General features: G+C 63.4%; 15 protein-coding genes. 7 read left to right on the plus strand and 8 right to left on the minus strand.

Annotation, left to right across the window (positions count from 1 at the left end; all coding sequences use genetic code 11):
- Positions 1–186: 186 nt before the first annotated feature.
- Together DXK50_RS21605 and DXK50_RS21610 are read left to right on the plus strand one after the other, a co-directional pair.
- Complete coding sequence (locus DXK50_RS21605) at positions 187–447, plus strand: hypothetical protein (RefSeq protein ID WP_249186964.1); 261 nt, start codon at positions 187–189, stop codon at positions 445–447.
- Between the two features lie 2 nt (positions 448–449).
- Positions 450–965, plus strand: coding sequence for a hypothetical protein (locus DXK50_RS21610; protein ID WP_212631691.1), 516 nt, complete (start codon positions 450–452; stop codon positions 963–965).
- Positions 966–1,023: 58 nt separating this feature from the next.
- Here DXK50_RS21610 and DXK50_RS21615 read toward each other — a convergent pair whose 3' ends face one another.
- From DXK50_RS21615 to DXK50_RS21635, 5 genes are all read right to left on the minus strand, one after another.
- Entirely contained in the window at positions 1,024–1,650 is a 627-nt protein-coding gene (locus DXK50_RS21615) for an SET domain-containing protein (RefSeq protein ID WP_212631692.1), read from the minus strand.
- Positions 1,651–1,793: 143 nt separating this feature from the next.
- On the minus strand, positions 1,794–3,374 hold the full coding sequence (guaA, locus tag DXK50_RS21620) for a glutamine-hydrolyzing GMP synthase (RefSeq protein ID WP_212631693.1): 1,581 nt from the start codon (positions 3,372–3,374) through the stop codon (positions 1,794–1,796).
- A gap of 128 nt (positions 3,375–3,502) precedes the next feature.
- On the minus strand, positions 3,503–4,972 hold the full coding sequence (guaB, locus tag DXK50_RS21625) for an IMP dehydrogenase (protein ID WP_161867586.1): 1,470 nt from the start codon (positions 4,970–4,972) through the stop codon (positions 3,503–3,505).
- Positions 4,973–5,141: 169 nt separating this feature from the next.
- The gene (locus tag DXK50_RS21630) at positions 5,142–5,696 is read right to left on the minus strand and encodes a sugar ABC transporter ATPase (protein ID WP_212631694.1); all 555 of its coding nucleotides are present in this window, start codon (positions 5,694–5,696) and stop codon (positions 5,142–5,144) included.
- Between the two features lie 55 nt (positions 5,697–5,751).
- Complete coding sequence (locus DXK50_RS21635) at positions 5,752–6,219, minus strand: multidrug/biocide efflux PACE transporter (protein ID WP_212631695.1); 468 nt, start codon at positions 6,217–6,219, stop codon at positions 5,752–5,754.
- An 88-nt stretch (positions 6,220–6,307) separates the two neighbouring features.
- Here DXK50_RS21635 and DXK50_RS21640 point away from each other — a divergent pair, with 88 nt between their 5' ends.
- From DXK50_RS21640 to leuA, 5 genes are all read left to right on the plus strand, one after another.
- Positions 6,308–7,225: a LysR family transcriptional regulator gene (locus DXK50_RS21640; protein WP_212631696.1), complete on the plus strand. Its 918-nt coding sequence runs from the start codon at positions 6,308–6,310 to the stop codon at positions 7,223–7,225.
- Positions 7,222–8,601, plus strand: coding sequence for an exodeoxyribonuclease VII large subunit (xseA, locus tag DXK50_RS21645; protein WP_212631697.1), 1,380 nt, complete (start codon positions 7,222–7,224; stop codon positions 8,599–8,601). The genes DXK50_RS21640 and xseA overlap by 4 nt, the downstream gene beginning before the upstream one ends.
- 97 nt (positions 8,602–8,698) lie before the next feature.
- The gene (locus tag DXK50_RS21650; protein WP_212631776.1) at positions 8,699–9,511 is read left to right on the plus strand and encodes a peptidoglycan DD-metalloendopeptidase family protein; all 813 of its coding nucleotides are present in this window, start codon (positions 8,699–8,701) and stop codon (positions 9,509–9,511) included.
- 132 nt (positions 9,512–9,643) lie between these two features.
- A complete protein-coding gene (locus tag DXK50_RS21655) occupies positions 9,644–10,942 on the plus strand; it encodes a mechanosensitive ion channel family protein (RefSeq protein WP_212631698.1) in 1,299 nt (432 codons plus the stop codon).
- 304 nt (positions 10,943–11,246) lie between these two features.
- Positions 11,247–12,917 (plus strand): 2-isopropylmalate synthase, encoded by a 1,671-nt coding sequence (gene leuA, locus DXK50_RS21660; protein WP_212631699.1) that lies wholly within the window; start codon positions 11,247–11,249, stop codon positions 12,915–12,917.
- A gap of 162 nt (positions 12,918–13,079) precedes the next feature.
- Here the strand turns inward: leuA and DXK50_RS21665 are convergent, their stop codons facing one another.
- The 3 genes from DXK50_RS21665 to DXK50_RS21675 all read right to left on the minus strand — a co-directional run bounded on the left by DXK50_RS21665 (position 13,080) and on the right by DXK50_RS21675 (position 15,570).
- Complete coding sequence (locus DXK50_RS21665; protein WP_212631700.1) at positions 13,080–13,535, minus strand: hypothetical protein; 456 nt, start codon at positions 13,533–13,535, stop codon at positions 13,080–13,082.
- A gap of 16 nt (positions 13,536–13,551) precedes the next feature.
- Complete coding sequence (locus tag DXK50_RS21670) at positions 13,552–14,334, minus strand: amidohydrolase (protein WP_212631701.1); 783 nt, start codon at positions 14,332–14,334, stop codon at positions 13,552–13,554.
- 87 nt (positions 14,335–14,421) lie between these two features.
- Positions 14,422–15,570, minus strand: a complete 1,149-nt coding sequence (locus tag DXK50_RS21675) for a pyridoxal phosphate-dependent aminotransferase (RefSeq protein WP_212631702.1) — start codon at positions 15,568–15,570, stop codon at positions 14,422–14,424.
- Between the last annotated feature and the right edge of the window lie 112 nt (positions 15,571–15,682).

Here is a 15,682-nt window from a genome sequence, read left to right on the forward strand (position 1 = left end):
ATGTCCGTTCACAGTAATTGAACACAATGCACCGATAACAGCAATTACAGACCAACATAGCCGCCACGATGCTGAGCGATCTCTATTGGTACGTATGGTACGTACAGCTGGTCAGGGCCGGCAGCTTCTCCGAAGCAGTCAATCGCATCAACTGTGAAGGCGCCCATCAGCGTCGACAAGAGCACGATGATCAGCCTCAAGCCCGCCTATCGTCTGCGTTACGAGTACGATCAGCGCACCTACGAAGTGGAGCACCTAGTGCTCAATGACGAGCACGTCGAGCTCGACCAGCAGGCCGGCACCTTCATGCTCTACGTTACCAGGGCGAACCCGGCCGATGCCAGGCCTGAAGCCCCGAACGCCGCATCGCCCTTCGCCGCGATCATGCTGATGATCATGGGCTACCTCATTTGGGAAGCCGCGCCGACGCTGCTTACGGGATATTGATGATGATCGTGCTGTTCATCCTGCTCGGCGGCCTGCTGTGGCTGATCAGTTTGCTGCTTTTCGCCTTCTCCGCCTGGGCCCTATACAAGCTCGCGCGCCTGCTCTGGGAAAAAATCCGCAGAGCCTTGCTGCGTCCGGGCACGGCGCAAATCACGTCCTATGAAGTTTTCACACCCGACCCCGAAGACATTGACGTTCAGGATACCCGCCCGCAGGTCCGCCTCGAACTGGACTGCGAACGCCATGGTCAGCGCTTTCAGATATCGCTGGGCCCGCTGACGTGCGAGGAGTTGTTTCCCGCGCTGGATCTGCCCGCCCACCACGTCGCCTGCTGGCTGAGCGATGAGGATTGGCGCCAGTTGCTGGAAAATCGCTGGGTCACCATCGCCTGCGACTGGCAGCAGCGCAAGGCGATACTCACCAGCCAGATTCGTCAGGACAGACGCATGCTGCTGATCAGTTTTCTGAGCCTGAGCCTGTTCGCTCTTTTGGTCACAGTGGCGCTGCTGCAGAACTGACTGCCTGCTGCCGTGTTCAAGGCTTGTTTCGCCATGTACACCGGCAGAGTCGCTCCATTCAATCGCACTCTGGCACCTGAGCCATGGTCATGCCCCCGCCAAAATTGGCGATGGGTCGCATGACCAGCCGACAGCCCCCCTCTCCATCCTCAGCGACCTGCGCCTTGAGAGACTCGCGTTCAACTTTGTAGTCGAACGTCAGGACGGTTCCAGCAGGCACTCCGCCCTCCTCGCGGTCCGACGTGACACGCACCTCCAGTCGCACCTTCGTCGGGTTGAAAGTGCCCGAAAAGAGGAAAGTACGTCCCTCACTGACACCCCCACCACTAACACGCCCGTTGGTGGCGATGCTCAATTGCACATCACCCGGCTCGCTGCGCCAGCCGGCATCGTCGTAAATACCGGGTATGGTGAGTTCGGTCTGCGTCGTACTGTCCGGGACCTTGCCCTGCAACTGAAGGCTCGCCTTACCCGGTGCGCTGCGGCTCAGCAACACGCTTCCCCTGCCGTAGTGCATGACCGGCTTACCGGAAGGAGGCGCCACCTTGAAATCGACTCGACCGGTGTAGGCCCGCTCGCCGAAAAGCTCAATCACATCCTGAGCCAAGCTGCTGGGAGCCACGGCCAGCAGCAGCGCGGCCAGGAACGTACGTAAGCACGAGAAAGGTGTCGAGTTGACGGACATGGGCGCTTCCTTTTGGCCAGGTAAAAGCCTAACCCTAGCCAACAGGCTCGGCGGACGACAGAAAAAGCGCCACCTGCCCCTGAAAAACAAAACCCCGGCAGCTTGGCCGGGGTTTCGTCACACGAGCTAGGCTCGGAGAGTCATCATTCCCACTCGATGGTCGCTGGCGGCTTGCTCGACACGTCGTAGGTGACGCGGGAGATGCCTTCGATCTCGTTGATGATGCGGCCGCTGACGGTTTCCAGCAGCTCGTAGGGCAGGTGCGCCCAGCGAGCGGTCATGAAGTCCACGGTTTCCACGGCGCGCAGGGCGACGACCCAGGCGTAGCGGCGGCCGTCACCGACAACGCCGACCGATTTCACCGGCTGGAACACCACGAAGGCCTGACTGGTCTTGTGGTACCAGTCGGCCTTGCGCAGCTCTTCGATGAAGATGTGATCGGCGCGGCGCAGCAGGTCGGCGTATTCCTTTTTCACTTCACCGAGGATGCGCACGCCCAGGCCCGGGCCCGGGAACGGGTGGCGGTAGACCATGTCGTAGGGCAGGCCCAGCTCCAGGCCGATCTTGCGCACTTCGTCCTTGAACAGTTCACGCAGCGGCTCGACCAGCTTGAGGTTCATTTCCTCGGGCAGGCCACCGACGTTGTGGTGGCTCTTGATCACGTGGGCCTTGCCGCTCTTGGCGCCGGCCGATTCGATCACGTCCGGGTAGATGGTGCCCTGGGCGAGGAACTGGATGTTGTCCAGCTTGCTGGCCTCGGCATCGAACACGTCGATGAAGGTGCGGCCGATGATCTTGCGCTTCTTCTCCGGGTCGGCTTCGCCGGCCAGGTTGGAGAGGAACTGCTCCTCGGCATTGGCGCGAATCACCTTGACGCCCATGTTCTCGGCGAACATGGCCATTACCTGATCGCCCTCGTGCAGGCGCAGCAGGCCGTTGTCGACGAATACGCAGGTCAGCTGATCGCCGATGGCCTTGTGCAGCAGCGCCGCGACCACCGAGGAGTCAACGCCACCGGACAGACCGAGCAGCACATTGGCGTCGCCGACCTGGGCGCGTACGGCGGCAACGGCGTCTTCGACGATGTTGGCCGGGGTCCACAGGGCCTCGCAGCCACTGATTTCCAGCACGAAGCGCGAAAGGATACGACCGCCCTGCTTGGTGTGGGTCACTTCCGGGTGGAACTGCACGCCGTAGTAGTGGCGGGTGTCGTCGCACATGGCGGCGATCGGGCAGCTCGGGGTGCTGGCGAGGATGTGGAAGCCTTCCGGCAGGCGGGTAACCTTGTCACCGTGGCTCATCCAGACGTCGAGGCCGAACACACCGTCAGCGTCGACATGGTCTTCGATGCCGGTCAGCAGCTGGCTCTTGCCGACCACGTCGACGCGGGCGTAGCCGAACTCGCGCAGGTCGGAGCCTTCCACCTTGCCGCCGAGCTGCTCGGCCATGGTCTGCATGCCATAGCAGATGCCCAGGATCGGGACATTCAGATCGAACACGGCCTGCGGCGCGCGCGGGCTACCCGCTTCGTGCACCGACTCCGGGCCGCCGGCGAGGATGATGCCGCGCGGGGCGAAGGCGCGGATGTCCTCGTCGCTCATGTCCCAGGGGTGCAGTTCGCAATAGACGCCGATCTCGCGCACGCGGCGGGCGATCAGTTGAGTGTACTGGGAGCCGAAGTCCAGAATGAGGATGCGGTGGGCGTGAATGTCAGGGACAGACATAGTGGGCCTCGAAGAGACAGCTTGAAAAAGGGCTGCAAGCCACAGGCTGCAGGCTTCAGGAAAAGCAGCGCCTCAAGCCACTGCGGCAAGCCTGTAGCCTGCCGCCTGCAGCCTGAGGCCGTGAGTCTTTAGCCCACCCGGTAGTTCGGCGCCTCTTTGGTGATCTGCACGTCGTGGACGTGCGACTCGGCCATGCCGGCGCCGGTGATGCGTACGAACTCGGGCTTGGTGCGCATTTCCTCGACGGTGGCGCAGCCGGTATAGCCCATGGAGGCACGCAGACCACCCATCAGCTGGTGAACGATGGCGCTCATCGCGCCCTTGTAGGGTACGCGGCCTTCGATACCTTCCGGCACCAGTTTCTCGGCACCGGCCGAGGAGTCCTGGAAGTAGCGGTCGCTCGAGCCCTGCGCCTGCGCCATGGCACCCAGCGAGCCCATGCCGCGGTAGGCCTTGTAGGAACGGCCCTGGAACAGCTCGACTTCGCCCGGGGCTTCTTCGGTGCCGGCCAGCATGGAACCGATCATCACGGCGGAAGCGCCGGCGACGATGGCCTTGGACAGGTCGCCGGAGAAACGGATGCCACCGTCAGCGATCAGCGGTACACCAGTGCCAGCCAGCGCGGCAGCAACATTGGCCACGGCGCTGATTTGCGGGACGCCGACGCCTGCGACGATACGGGTGGTGCAGATGGAGCCCGGGCCAATGCCGACCTTGACGCCATCGGCACCCGCTTCGACCAGCGCCTTGGCAGCGGCGCCAGTGGCGATGTTGCCGCCGATCACCTGAACTTCCGGGAAATTCTCCTTGACCCAGCGTACGCGGTCGATCACGCCCTTGGAGTGGCCGTGGGCGGTGTCGACGATGATCACGTCGACACCAGCGTTGACCAGCGCGGCAACACGGTCACCGGTGTCGGCGCCGGTGCCGACGGCAGCGCCAACGCGCAGACGACCCTGGTCGTCCTTGCTGGCCAGTGGGTAGGCCTTGGCTTTTTCGATGTCCTTGACGGTCATCATGCCCTTGAGGGTGAAAGCGTCGTCGACGATCAGTACTTTCTCGATGCGGTGCTTGTGCAGCAGCTCGCGAACGGTTTCCTTGTCGGCGCCTTCCTTGACGGTGACCAGGCGCTCTTTCGGCGTCATCACGTCACGCACCAGGGCGTCCAGACGGTTCTCGAAGCGCACGTCGCGGGAAGTGACGATGCCCACCAGGTCACCGTTGGAAAGTACCGGAACACCGGAGATGTTGTTCTGCCGGGTCAGCTCGAACAGGTCACGCACGGTTGCGTCGGCTTCGATGGTGATCGGGTCCTTGACCACGCCGGCCTCGAACTTCTTGACCTTGCGCACTTCGGCAGCCTGCTGCTCGATGGTCATGTTCTTGTGGATGATGCCGATGCCGCCTTCCTGAGCCATGGCGATGGCCAGGCGCGCTTCGGTGACCGTATCCATGGCAGCGGACAGCAGCGGGATATTCAGTTCGATGCCGCGGGTCAGGCGGGTCTTCAGGCTGACGTCCTTGGGCAGAACCTCGGAATAACCGGGAATGAGCAGGACGTCGTCGAAAGTGAGTGCTTCTTGGCTGATGCGCAGCATGGCGGGCTCCCGAGCGGGAAAATAAGAAGCGCGGCATTATACCCAGCGCGCCTGCTGCACTCAATGCAAAGTGTGCTTTCAAATAGACATATCACGAAACGCCCCCTCGGCAAGCGAGTGCTGGAAACGGCGATATCGACGGGCTCCGTACGGCCTGGGGAATGCAGGCTCAGGCCGGATCGTCGACCCGTACCTGCCTGACTGCAAAGCCCAGCCGTTCGCCGAACTCCTCGACGAATGCAGGGCGCAGACCAGCGTCCATCCAGCCGTTGAAGATGAAGCCCAGGTTGGAAAAGCCGCAAGGCTGCAGGAACAGGAAGCCGTTGATGTCATCCTCATGCCCGCACTCGGGGCAGATGAAGTTGTCAGTCTCCCCCGGCCACCACTCCTCCAGGCTGTCGAACAGCGGCACGCCCACCTCTTTGCGGCATTCGGCGCAGCCGGCCTCTTCGAGAAAACCGCGCGTCGGCACGTAGATGCAGCGGTGGGTGATGATTTCCAGGCCGTTATGCGGCTGGCCATAGGGCAGCAACTCGGGACGCTGGGCGATGCGCCGGGCGCCAGGTCCTATGGCATAGGCCATGCCGTTGCCGCCCTGGCCGCAGGTGGTCGGCAGTGCCTCGACGATCTCCCGCTTGACCAGCCAGCGCAGCGTGGCCTGGGCCTTTTGCTCGTGAGCGGGAAGCGTGGATATCTGCGGGACGAGGATCAGTTGCGCGGTCATGACGTTCGAACGGATGGCGAAGAAAGGCGGCAGCTTAGGCGCTGCCGCCGGCAAATCAAGCCCCGCGACAGATCGCAGCGCTTGCCTGCGCCTCACGACGTGCCACCCAGCGCGCCCGCAGCACGTCATAGCCCCAGTTGAATGCCACGGTATAGGGCAGGAAGAACAGGATCAGGCCGATGTCCAGCCAGAAAGCCGCCCACAGGCTGATCGACAGCCACCAGGCGGCCAGCGGCACCAGCACCAGGATCAACCCGGCCTCGAACAGCAGTGCGTGGCACAGCCGCGCCTTGACTCCACGGTGAAAGCCCATACGCCGCTGCGCCTGATCGAACAGATAGTTGAACAGCATGTTCCAGAGCATGGCGATGGTGGCGAACATCAGCGTCAGTGCCCCCATCTGGCCGAGCGGCTTGTTCATCAGCCAGGCCAGGGTCGGCGCGCAGATGCTGACCGCAATGAACTCGAAGGCCAGCGCGTGGCCTATCCGCTCCCAAAGGGAACGCTGCAGGGACTCAGTCATGAATAAAGCCTCGTGAAGAAATGTGACCGGCGCTATGATCATCGGCTTTTCTGTTATCAACAAACCAGCTGCCATCGGTAAAGCCGATATGAATCCTTCACCCGAATCACTTCAGGCCTTCGCTCAGGCCGCCAGCTGCGGCTCCCTCAGCGCAGCCGCTCGGCGCTTGGGCAAGAGCCAATCAACCATCAGCGAAGCGGTGGCCCGCCTGGAGCTGGACCTTGGCGTCGAACTGTTCGAGCGCGGTCCGCGGCGGCTGCAGTTGACCGAAGCCGGCAGCAGCCTGCTGGCACGCGCCGAAGAGGTGCTCGCCGCCAGTGATCGCCTGGCCCGCCATGCCGCCAGCCTGGCCGCTGGTCAGGAAGCGAAGCTGACCCTTGTATTGTCGGACGCCTACCAGCCCAAGCAGTACCAGGCGCGCCTGGTCGAACTGGACCGGCGCTTTCCCGACCTGGAGTTCGAGTGCCTGATTGCCGAGCACGCCGACGTGTTGGACCTGGTTTGCCAGGGTCGCGCCCATCTCGGCTTGCTGGCAGCGCAGCCGGCCTATCCTCCCGACATCGCCCACGCCAGCGTCGCAGCCAACACCCAGTTCGGCCTGTTCGTGGCACGGGAGCATCCGCTGGCGAAGCTGCAATCGATCACGGCCGAGGATCTGACCAACTGGCGCGTGTTGCGCCTGACCAGTGTGGCCAGCAGCGACAGGCCATCCGACGACCTTCCCAGCAGCGGAGGCCGCTGCTGGTCTGCGCCGGATTTCCTGTTGCTGCTGGAGATGGCAGCGCTCGGCTTTGGTTGGGCGGAACTGCCACGTGAGCTGGTCGCCAACCATGGCAACGGACTGCTGCACGAACTGCCAATGCCCGGCTGGCCAAGACACGCGCGGGTCGATGTGGTGTGGTCGCGCCAGCGCGCCCTGCGCCCGGTCGCCGCCTGGTTGCTGGAGCGCCTGCTCGATGACGCGGTCGCGCCTGCTATCGACTCCGCTTATCATGCAGCCCCATGATCAACGATCCCTTCGCGCGCCTGAACCTCGACCGAGAGGTACTCAGCGTCAGCCAGCTCAACAACCGCGCCCGCCTGCTGCTGGAGGACGTGTTTTCCGGCATCTGGGTCGAGGGCGAAATATCCAACCTCGCCCGCCCGGCTTCGGGGCATATCTATTTCACTCTCAAGGACAACCAGGCCCAGGTGCGCTGCGCCCTGTTCCGCCAGAACGCCGCGCGCGTGCGCCAGGCGCTGCGTGACGGCCTGGCGGTTAAGGTACGCGGCAAGGTTTCGCTATTCGAGGGCCGCGGTGACTACCAGCTGATTCTCGATGCGGTCGAGCCGGCCGGCGATGGCGCCCTGCGCCTGGCCTTCGAAGCGCTGAAGGAGAAGCTCGGCGCCGAGGGTCTGTTTTCCACCGAGCGCAAGATCGCCCTGCCCGCCCATCCCAAGCGCATCGGCATCGTCACCTCGCCCACGGGCGCGGTAATCCGCGACATCATCAGCGTGTTCCGCCGCCGGGCGCCGCAAGTGGAGCTGAACCTGATCCCTACAGCGGTGCAGGGTCGCGACGCCACCGCACAGATCGTGCGAGCCGTGCAACGCGCCGACGCGCAAGGTTTCGACGCGCTGATCCTGGCCCGTGGCGGCGGCTCGCTGGAAGACCTCTGGTGCTTCAACGAGGAAGCGGTGGCCCGTGCCGTAGCGGCCTGCGTTACGCCCATCGTCAGCGCCGTGGGGCACGAGACGGATGTGTCGATTGCCGACTTCGTCGCAGACGTACGGGCACCGACGCCCTCGGCTGCCGCCGAACTGCTGGCTCCGGACAGCAGCGAACTGGTGCAGCGCCTGCACAACCTGCAGCGTCGCCTGGTCTTGCATATGCAGAGCCGCCTGGCCCGCGAACGCCTGCGTCTTGAGGGCACCAGCCGGCGCCTGCGTCATCCCGGCGAGCGCCTGCGTCAGCAGGCCCAGCGCCTGGACGATCTGGATATGCGTCTGCGCCGCGCGTTCAGCCAACAATTTGCCAATCAGCGCGAACGCCTGGCCCGTCTCGACGCACGCCTCGCTGCGCAGCATCCGGGCCGTAACCTGGCCCTGCTGCGCCAGCGTCTGGACGGCCTGGCGGCACGCCTGCCACGCGCCATGCAGGCACAACTGCGCAGCCAGCGTCAGCAACTGGGCGCACTGGCTGCACAGCTGCAGATCGTCAGCCCACTGGCCACCCTTGGCCGCGGCTATAGCATCCTTCTCGACGAGCGCGGCCAGGCCGTGCGCAGCGCTGCGCAGACCCGGCCCGGTCAACGCCTCAAGGCGCGCCTGAGCGAAGGCGAGCTGGATGTGCGCGTCGAAGACAACCACATACAACCGGCGACCCTGTCGCTACTGGATTAAGCCAATGCCAGCATCCCTGCGTAGGCGCGAGCTCTGCTCGCGAAGTTTTTTCAGCCTGCACGTTCGCGAGCAGCGCTCGCGTCTACGAGTACCCTGCATAAGCCTGTTGACCCTTATCCTCGCCCTGCCCGCCCATGCCGAAGGCTTCATCACCCGCCTGCTGAACAAGCCGGTGCCGGGTGGTGTGGCAGTGGTCGATCTGGGTAACCCGGCGCAGGCGCCCAAGGTCCGCTATCAGGGTAAGCCGGTGCTCACCGTGCATGAAGACGGCCAGCGCTGGATCGCCATTGTCGGCATCCCGTTAAGCGTCAAGCCCGGCACCCAGCAGGTGGAGGTCGAGGGCGGTGCTCGCCTGACCTTCCAGGTCGGCGCCAAGCACTACGCCGAGCAGCGCATCACCATCAAGAACCAGCAACAGGTCACGCCCAACGCCAAGAACCTGGCACGCATCGAGCGCGAACTGGCCGAGCAGACCCGCGCCTATCGGCAGTTCAGCGCACGCCAGCCGAGCAACCTGTTGTTCGACAAACCGGTCAACGGCCCGCTGTCCAGCCCCTTCGGCCTGCGCCGTTTCTTCAATGGCGAAGAACGCAACCCGCACTCGGGGCTGGATTTCGCCGCCAACCGCGGCACGCCGATCAAGGCCCCGGCAGCCGGCAAGGTGATTCTGATCGGCGACTACTTCTTCAATGGCAAGACGGTGTTTCTCGATCACGGCCAGGGCCTGATCAGCATGTTCTGTCACCTCTCTGAAATCGACGTGAAGCTAGGCGACGAGATTCCCCGCGGTGGCCATATCGGCAAGGTTGGCGCCACTGGCCGCGCCACCGGCCCACACCTGCACTGGAACGTCAGCCTCAACGACGCGCGGGTCGACCCGGCGATCTTCATCGGTGCGTTCAAGCCCTGAGCGCATCACTGCGCAGCGGGAAAACCCACCCCGCCGCTTTGGGCACGTCAGGCAACTTTGCTAAGGTACGGCCCCCGAAAATCCGCAAACGAAGATTATCGTTATTTCGCCACAGCCGAGTCGGAGCCGGATATGCCGAATGAGCTCAATACCTGGACGGAGTGGCTGGAGCAACAGCCGGAACTGCTCACCTTCAGCGCCACCCTCGCACTGATCCTGGCTGCCTGGCTATCGAACTGGCTGGTCAAGCACATTCTGGTGCGCGCCATCTATCGAGTGATCGGTGCTACGACCGTCGGCCAGCATGGCCGGATCAAGGAAAGTGGCATCATCAAGCGTCTTTCCAACGTCGTGCCGGCGCTGGTGTTGTCCAGTGGCGTGATGCTGGTACCGAACATGCCCGTGGCCGTCGTGGAGGTGACCCGCAACGTCTGCAGCGCCTTCATCGTGCTGACCATCGCCCTGGCCATCGCCGCGCTGCTGGATATTCTCAACACGCTTTACCAGCGTCGACCGAGCGCACACCTGAAGCCGATCAAGGGCTATCTGCAGGTAATCAAGATCGCCATTTTCGCCATCGCTGCGATCCTCATCGTGGCCGCGCTGATCGACCGCTCGCCACTGATCCTGCTGTCCGGCCTCGGCGCCATGGCCGCCGTATTGCTGCTGATCTTTCAGGACACCCTGCTGTCGCTGGTGGCCAGCGTGCAGATCTCCTCCAGCGACATCATCCGGGTCGGCGACTGGGTGGAGATGCCCAACCTGAACGCCGACGGCGACGTGATCGACATCGCCCTGCACACGGTGAAAGTGCAGAACTGGGACAAGACCATCACCACCATTCCGACCAAGCGCTTCATCACCGACCCCTTCAAGAACTGGCGCGGCATGCAGGAATCCGGCGGCCGCAGAATCAAGCGCGCGCTGTATCTGGACCAGACCAGCGTGCACTTTCTCAGCGATGAGGAAATCGCCCGCTTGCGGCGCTTCATGCTGCTCGACGAATACCTGGATCACAAGGATCAGGAACTGCGCGACTGGAACCTGAAGCTGGCCGAACACGGCAAGCAAGTGGTCAACACCCGTCGTATCACCAACATCGGCAGTTTTCGCGCCTACATCGAGCACTACCTGCGGCACAACCCGAACATTCACCAGAACATGACCCTGATGGTGCGCCAGCTCAGCCCGACCGCCGACGGCCTGCCGCTGGAAATCTACTGTTTCACCAATACCGTGGCCTGGAGCGCCTACGAAGGCATCCAGTCGGACATCTTCGACCACCTGCTGGCCATCCTCCCCGAATTCGGTCTGCGCGTATTCCAGCACCCAAGCGGTGCGGACATGCGCGAACTACGTCCGGCCTTGCACCCAGCCCCTGACCAGGCGCAGCCCGCAGCGGGAGCCAGCGTGCTCCCGCCAAGGCCTTGATAAAGCGCGAGCGCACTGCGCAATCAAAGCCTGCCGATCATCAAATTAACGCAACAAAAAACCACTCACCGACTACAGGCGCATTTTTTCACCAATTTTCTCTGCCTGCTTGCCAGGTTTTTCTTCAATAGTTAGGGTTGGCCTCATGAACATCTCGCAGACCCTCATCATCCTTCGGCAACACGCCAATCTCTGCCTGGTCGCGCAACGACTGCGCTAGGGTCTGCCGACCCCGAATCTCCCTGCTTTTTCTCCTTTCATTTTTCAGCACGGCCAGTCTGGCCTTCGCGTTCAGGATTGATTCATGAGCATGCTCAAAGACCCTTCGAAGAAATACCGCCCCTTCACCCAGATCCAGATTCCGGACCGTACCTGGCCGGACAAGATCATCGACAAGGCGCCGATCTGGCTGTCCACCGACCTGCGTGACGGCAACCAGTCGCTGATCGAGCCGATGGACGCCGAAAAGAAGATGCGCTTCTTCAAGTGCCTGCTCGCAGTCGGTCTGAAGGAAATCGAAGTGGGCTTCCCGTCCGCCTCGCAGACCGATTTCGACTTCGTCCGTGAGCTGATCGAAGGCGGCCACATTCCAGACGACGTGACCATCCAGGTGCTGACCCAGGCGCGCGACGACCTCATCGAGCGCACATTCGAGTCGCTCAAGGGGGCCAAGAAGGCCATCGTTCACTACTACAACGCCTGCGCGCCGAGCTTCCGCAAAATCGTCTTCAACCAGGACAAGGCCGGCGTCAAAGCCATCGCCGTGGCCGCCGGCACCACCATCAAGCGCCTGGCCGACGCCGCACCGGAAACCCAGTGGGGCTTCGAGTATTCGCCGGAAGTGTTCAGCAGCACCGAGATCGACTTCGCCGTCGAGGTGTGCAACGCGGTGATCGACGTGTTCCAGCCGACCCCGGCGAACAAGTTGATCCTCAACCTGCCGGCCACCATCGAGTGCGCCACGCCGAACAACTACGCCGACCAGATCGAATGGTTCGGCCGCCATGTGAGCAAGCGCGACAGCGTGCTGATCAGCGTGCATACCCATAATGACCGCGGCACCGGCGTCGCCGCCTCGGAGCTGGCCGTCATGGCCGGTGCCGACCGCGTCGAGGGCTGTCTGTTCGGCAACGGCGAGCGCACCGGCAACGTCTGCCTGGTGACCCTGGCGTTGAACCTCTACACCCAGGGCGTCGACCCGCAGTTGGACTTCTCCGATATCGACGCCGTGCGCAAGGTGGTCGAGGACTGCAACCAGATTCCGGTACACCCACGCCATCCATACGTCGGCGACCTGGTGCATACCGCCTTCTCCGGCTCGCACCAGGATGCCATCCGCAAGGGCTTCGCCCAGCAGAAGGAAGATGCGCTTTGGGAGGTGCCGTACCTGCCGATCGATCCGGCCGACATCGGCCGCGACTACGAGGCGGTGATCCGCGTCAACAGCCAGTCCGGCAAGGGCGGCATCACCTTCCTGCTCGAACAGGAATACGGCATCAGCCTGCCGCGCCGCATGCAGATCGAATTCAGCCAGGTGGTGCAGCGTGAAACCGACCGCCTTGGCCTGGAGATGACCGCAGCGCAAATTTACCAGTTGCTCGAAACCGAGTATCTGCAAGCGCGCAGTCCCTACGCTCTGAAAGGTCATCGCCTGCAGGAAGAGAACGGTACCAGCGCCGTCGACGTGGAAGTCGTCGAAGGTGGTGAGCACCATCATTGGCGCGGTATTGGCAAAGGCCCGCTGGAAGCGCTGGCCGCCGCCCTGCCGGTGGCTGTCGAGGTCATGGACTACAGCGAGCACGCCATCGGCGCCGGCGCCAACGCCAAGGCTGCGGCGTACATCGAGCTGCGTGTCAACGGTGGCCGCGCCCTGCACGGCATCGGCATCGACGAGAACCTGACCACGGCCAGCTTCCGCGCCCTGTTCAGTGCATTGAACCGCGCCCTGAGCCAGGCCGAGTCGCAAGCGGCCTGATCCATCAGCGCTGAACACAAGAACGCCGGGCAATGCCCGGCGTTCTTGTGTGCGTACGTGGCCGTCTCGAGCGTAGGGCGGGTGAAACCCGCCACATGGGTCCGGCGGGTCGCACCCGCCCTACCGACGTTGGTAGCCCGGATGAAATCCGGGAAGCGGCATTCAGATATCGAAAATCATCAGCACCGCGAACATCAGCGCAGCCAGGCCCAGGGTGAACAACAGGCAGATACCGGCCGCACGCCAGTTGGATAGGAACGCACCGCCGGCCTCGACATGTTGCTTGAGGTCGGCCTCCTGCAGATTCTTTGCCAGCATGATCATCGCCATCAGTTGCGCGACAGCGAACGGTAGCGCCGGCACCTCCTCGGGCAGCACGAATGCCAGCACCAGCGTAACCAAAAGCAGTACGACGGAAATGCCCCAGACCATGGCCACGCGATGCGCCTGACCGAGCAGCTGCAGGTTATGCGCCAGCAGCCAGGCACCAGCCAGCGGCGTGCCGATAAAGGTCGCCAGACCGACGCCAGCGATGCTGTAAAGCGGCTGCTGATTGGTGGTGGCTTGCTGCAGGTCGGCCTGCGGTGTCTGGAAGGGATTGCTTTGTTGCACGTCCATGTCGTGTCACTCCGGATCAATTCAAGGTAAAAGCGTCGGCATCCAGGTGCGCGGGGAACCGCTCGCGGTAGGCGGCCAGGGCCTGGCTCGAAAGCGTCGCGCGAAACACACCATCGCCATCGCCGGCCGCCAGGACCGTCTCGCCCTGGAAATCCAGCACCTGGGAATCGCCAGTATAACCATGGCCCTTGCCGTCCTCGCCGACGCGGTTCACAGCCGCGACATAGCACAGGTTCTCGATGGCTCGCGCCGGCAGCAGGCGGTTCCAGTGCTGGCGGCGAGCGCCAGGCCAGTTCGCGGTATAGAGCAGCAGATCGGTGCCAGCGGCATCGCGGCTCCACACCGGAAAACGCAGGTCGTAGCAGATCAGCGGGCGCACGCGCCAGCCGTTGAGCTCCAGCACCACCTGCTGGTCGCCCGCGCTGTAGTGCTTGTGCTCGCCGGCCATGCGAAACAGATGACGTTTGTCGTAATGCCCCAGCGAACCGTCCGGGCGCGCCCAGAGCAGGCGATTGCGGTAGCTGCCGTCGGCCGCCTGGATGATCAGGCTGCCACAGACCACCGCGCCGATGGCCTGCGCCTGTGCCCGCAACCAGAGCGTCGTCGGGCCGTTCTCAGGCTCGGCCAGGTCCGCCGACTCCATGGAAAAACCGGTGCTGAACATCTCCGGCAAGATCACCAGATCGGCGCCACGTGCCTGCTCCAGCAAGGGCTCGAAATGATGGCGATTGGTGGCCGGGTCATGCCAGGCCAGGGTGGTCTGGATCAGCGCCAGTTCAAGATCGGGTCTGTTGCTCATTGGGGCCTCACAGAATGGGGGACGTCTAGTCCTCTGCTCGCGAATGACGCCCACGAAAGCTTCGCGAGCACAGCTCGCTCCCGGGGTTCACACCGCACAGAGCTTCTCGGCGGCCTGGCGCAGGGTGTCCTCGCGCTTGGCAAAGCAGAAGCGCACCAGGCGCATGTCCTTGGGCGCGGATTGATAGAACACCGATACCGGTATCGCCGCCACGCCATGCTCGCGGGTCAGCCACTCGGCCATGGCCACATCGTCCAGATCCGGGCGAACGGCCGAATAGTCGGCCAGCTGGAAATAGGTCCCCGGCGCCCGGGCGAAGGTGAAACGCGAACCGCCCAGCAGGTCGCAGAACAGGTCACGCTTGGCCTGGTAGAAAGCCGGCAACTCCTCGACATGCTCGGGACAGGCAGCCATGAACTCGGCCAGGCCGAACTGCAGCGGCGTCACCCCACAGAAATTGACGTACTGGTGAATCTTGCGCAATTCGGCGGTCAATGCGGGCGGCGCCACCACATAGCCGGTTTTCCAGCCGGTAACGTGATAGGTCTTGCCGAAGGAGCTGACCACGAAGGCACGCCGATACAGCTCCTCGTGCGCCAGCACGCTGGCATGGCGGGCGCCGTCGTAGATCAGGTGCTCGTAGACCTCGTCACTGATCACATGGATATCGTGCCCACGAATCAGCTCGGCCAGCTTGTCCAGATCAGCGCGCGTCAACAGTGCGCCACTGGGGTTGTGCGGCGAGTTGAGAAAGATCAGGCGGGTACGCGGGCTGATGGCATCACTCAAGCGCTGCCAGTCCACGGCGAAGTCCGGTAATGCCAGGGGTACGTGCACGCAGCGCCCGCCGGCCAACTCCACCGACGGCTCGTAACTGTCGTAGCAAGGGTCGAGCACGATGGCTTCATCACCCGGACGGATCAGCGCCTGCACCGCGCAGAAGATCGCCTCGGTAGCGCCGGGGGTGATGCTGATCTCGCTGTCGGCATCCCGCTGCACGCCATAGCTGCGGGCGATCTTCGCCGCGACTTGCTGGCGCAGCGCGGGCAGGCCGGTCATCGGCGAATACTGGTTACGCCCTTCCATGACGTGGCGCGCCACGGCTTCGCGTAGTGCCTGTGGCCCATCGAAATCGGGAAAGCCCTGAGACAGATTGATCGCACCAGTCTCCAGCGCGAGCTGGGACATCCGCGTGAAGATGGTGGTGCCGACGTTGGGCAGTTTGCTGACGAGCATCGCGACTTCCTTCGAAGAACAAGGCAAGCCGCGAGAATAGCCGAAGGGCGCCACGGGCGGCACCCGCAGCCCTTATGAAAAGAAGCTGGTAGCTTATGCCGCGCACGCCGAA

Source organism: Pseudomonas sp. KB-10, from assembly GCF_018221585.1.
Classification (GTDB): Bacteria; Pseudomonadota; Gammaproteobacteria; order Pseudomonadales; family Pseudomonadaceae; genus Aquipseudomonas; species Aquipseudomonas yangonensis.